The sequence below is a fragment of the Pseudomonas sp. SDO5532_S415 genome (genome assembly GCF_054071155.1).
In genome coordinates this window covers 1-3,638 of the sequence record NZ_JBSVWS010000304.1, presented here as the reverse complement: position 1 = coordinate 3,638, position 3,638 = coordinate 1, and the positions used below count along the sequence as shown (strand labels likewise).

General features: G+C 60.7%; 3 protein-coding genes. 1 reads left to right on the top strand and 2 read right to left on the bottom strand.

All coding sequences use genetic code 11. The annotated features are described in order from the left end of the window. Positions 1–158: 158 nt before the first annotated feature. A complete protein-coding gene (locus tag ACW9HW_RS29495) occupies positions 159–1,553 on the bottom strand; it encodes a sensor histidine kinase (RefSeq protein WP_095192532.1) in 1,395 nt (464 codons plus the stop codon). Continuing rightward, positions 1,531–2,214 (bottom strand): response regulator transcription factor, encoded by a 684-nt coding sequence (locus ACW9HW_RS29490; protein ID WP_095192531.1) that lies wholly within the window; start codon positions 2,212–2,214, stop codon positions 1,531–1,533. Before ACW9HW_RS29490 ends, ACW9HW_RS29495 begins: the two co-directional genes overlap by 23 nt. A gap of 269 nt (positions 2,215–2,483) precedes the next feature. Here ACW9HW_RS29490 and ACW9HW_RS29485 point away from each other — a divergent pair, with 269 nt between their 5' ends. Continuing rightward, complete coding sequence (locus tag ACW9HW_RS29485) at positions 2,484–3,416, top strand: hypothetical protein (RefSeq protein WP_095192530.1); 933 nt, start codon at positions 2,484–2,486, stop codon at positions 3,414–3,416. Positions 3,417–3,638: the final 222 nt, after the last annotated feature.

The following is a 3,638-nucleotide window of genomic DNA, read 5'->3' as shown; positions in this document are numbered from 1 at the left end:
CACCAGCCGCGCCCCACCCAGTTCACTAGTACCCACCTCCAGCGTAAACCCATGCCCCCTTGTGGGAGCGAGCCTGCTCGCGAAAGCGGTGTGTCAGTCAAAGTTGTTCGGACTGACCTGACGCCTTCGCGAGCAAGCTCGCTCCCACAGGTTTTGTGTCAGGCTTGGGGTATTAATCTCTCCCGACAATCCAGCACCAGCCGCGCCCCACCCAGTTCACTAGTACCCACCTCCAGCGTAAACCCATGCAGGCTGACAATCGCCGCGACGATCGACAGCCCCAACCCGAAACCGCTTTTCAGATTGCCCGCCTCGGCGCGATAGAAACGCTGGAACACCGCCACCCGTTCAGACTCGGGAATGCCGGGGCCGGAGTCGAGTACTTCAATGCGGGTATGCCCGTTCTCATTAATCCCACGCAAAATCACCTGGCCACCGGGCGGGGTGAATTTGATCGAGTTGCTCAGCAGGTTCGCCACCGCTTCGAACAGCAAAGCACGATCGCCATTGAGCGAAGGTAATGATGCGGGCAGTTGCAGTTGAAACCTCAGGCCATCGTCTTCGGCCAACGGCAGATAGAACTCATGCAGTTCCTGCAGCAACGGCACCGGGTCCAGCTGCACGAAACCGGAGCGGCGCTGGCGGTCCTCCAGTTCGGAAATCCGCAGCAGCCCACGAAAGCGCGCCATCAACGTGTCGGCTTCGGCCAATACCAGGTCAAGCTGCGTCGCTTGCGCCGAGCCTTCGCCGGCCTGTTGTTGCATGCGGTAAAGCTGCGCGCGCAGGCGGGTCAGCGGGGTGCGCAAGTCATGGGCGATGTTGTCGCACACGCCCTTGACCTCGTTCATCAACCGCTCGATGCGTTCGAGCATGGCGTTGACGATGGCGGCCAGCATGTCCAGTTCATCGCGGCGGTTGGACAGCGGCAGGCGCCGGGTCAGGTCGCCGGCGACGATGGCTTCGGCGCTGGCCTGAATCCCGCGAATGCGCTGCAACGGCCGACGGCGAAGCAGGTGCCAGCCGACGATGCCCGGCAGGATGGTCAAGGTCACGCCCCAGAACAAGGCATGGAGAATGATCCGGGTCACGGCAAACAACGAACCGTTGTCCCGCACCAGGATCAGCCAGCGGCCATCTTTCGTCTGGGTCGCCACGGCGTCGCAGCTGTCGATGGGCAGGGTCGGGTCGTCGGATTCGGCGCAATCGTTGAGCATGTGGATCTTGCCGTCCAGCGGCAGGTCCTTGGGGATGTGGCGCAGGGCGCCGCTGAGGTAACGATGCTCGGCATCGAACAGGCCATAGGCGTCGATGCCGCGAATATCGAAGGTCATGCTGACGGCGAGGGCGTCCGCCAGTTGCTCGCCCTGGAAGTGCGAAAACAGATGCTGACGTTGCATCAGCGAATGCTTGGCCAGGTTGTCCAGGTAAGCGGACACCTCGTAGTACATGACGCCCATGAGGATGCCGCTCCAGGCCACGAACAACGCACTGTAGAGCGCCAGCAGGCGACTGGTGGAAGAGCGCCAGCCTTTAGACGGGTTCGGCAATGACATAACCCGAGCCTCGCACGGTCCGAATCAGTGGAACATTGCCAGGTGGGTCGATCTTCTTGCGCAGGCGGCCGATGTGCACGTCGATCAGGTTGGTGCCGGGATCGAAGTGATAACCCCAGACTTCTTCGAAAATCATCATCCGCGAGAGGATTTGCCCGGTGTTGCGCATCAGGAATTCCAGCAGTTTGTATTCGGTGGGCAGCAGCGTGAGCAGCTCGCCATTCCGGCTGGCTTCGTGGCTGATCAGGTTCAGCTCCAGGTCCGCTACCCGCAGCGTGGTGGCCTGGGCGGTCACGGTGTTCTGCCGGCGCAGCAGGACTTCGACCCGGGCGGCCATCTCATCGGTGGCGAAGGGCTTGGTCAGGTAGTCGTCGCCGCCGGCGCGCAAGCCGCGCACACGTTCATCGACATCGGAAAGGGCGCTGATCATCAGGATAGGCGTGGCCACACCCATGGTCCGCAGCGTGGTGACAATCGCCAGGCCATCGAGCTCGGGCAGCATGCGGTCGAGGGTGATCAGATCGTAGTTGCCGCTGACTGCACGTTCCAGCCCCTCGCGTCCGTTGTCGACCCAGTCGACGTCGAGGCCGTGGCTGCTCAGTTCGGCGACGATTTCCCGGGCGGTCACGGCGTCGTCTTCGATGGTCAAGATGCGGGTCATAGGGCTGGCCTGATTAGGTGTTCACAACGATAGGCGACATTTTGCCAAGAAATGTTCGCCAGCTTTCTAAATAAAACTTCATGGACCCGCCAATGCAGAAAACCCGCTGAGCCTGCCCGTTCGTTGCATATTGCAAGAGCCGGGGAAGTTCAATCTTTATAACTGGCTGACATACAACGACTTATTCAAAACCCGCGACTGGCACGGTGACTGCAACGTGTGATTACGACTAGTTGTAACACCATCTTTCTGCCTGGAGCGATACAACGATGAATAGATCCTCTGATGGTTTCTATCCCGCCCTGGATGAATCGACCACGCTCTCTGGCGTGTCGTGGGGCGCGATCTTTGCCGGGGCCGCGGCTGCGGCGGCGTTGTCGCTGATTCTGGTGCTGCTGGGTTTTGGCCTCGGGTTTTCCGCGGTATCGCCGTGGGCCAATGAAGGCATCAGCGCCAAGAGCCTGGGCATTACCACGATTGTCTGGCTGGCTTTCACACAAATCGTTGCATCCGGGCTCGGTGGCTATATTGCCGGCCGGTTGCGGGTGAAGTGGGCCTACATGCACAGCGATGAAGTCTATTTCCGCGACACCGCCCACGGCTTTCTCGCCTGGTGCGTGGCCACGCTGGTAACGGCCACCCTGGTGGCGGGTTCGGTCAGCGGTATCGTCAGCGGTGGCGTGCAGGCCGGGGCGCAAGTCGCCGGGGGGGCCGCCAGTGCCATGACCCAAGTCGCGGGTACGGCTGCGGCCAATACCGACAGTGATCAGTACGGTTATTACATCGACAGCCTGTTCCGCGATGATCGTCCGGCCGCCGTCAGCGATGACGCGGTGCACGGAACCGTCACTCGTATCTTCGTTCGCTCCCTGGCCAACGATGGTCAACTGGCTGCAGAAGACCGTACCTACCTGGCACAACTGGTGGCGCAACGCACCAACCTGACCCAGGCCGATGCCGAGCGTCGTGTCGATGAAGTCTATGCCCGCACGCAAAAAGCTGTGGCCGACGCCAAGCTGGCCGCACAACAAGCTGCGGACACAGCCGCGAAGGTTGCCGCCATGACCACCCTGTGGATGTTTGTTGCGCTTTTGGCCGGTGCGTTCTTCGCCAGCCTTGCCGCAACGTTCGGCGGTCGTCGTCGGGATGCCGTGGTGTATGTGGAAACCGACACCTACGTCACCGCCCCACCTGTTCGCTAACCCAGGAGAATCATCATGCGTTCATTACTGCTGTTCTTTCTCGGCGTACCGATCCCGATCATCATTCTGATTGCGTTGTTCACGTGAGTTGATATTTCCGGGGCTCGTGCCTCTGCCGCTTCTGCCTTTTGGGAGAAGCGGCGTTTTTATGTTGAGGGTTGGTTTGTTAGATGGATGCTGGCAGTCATTCCCTCTTCGCGAGCAGGCTCGCTCCCACATTTT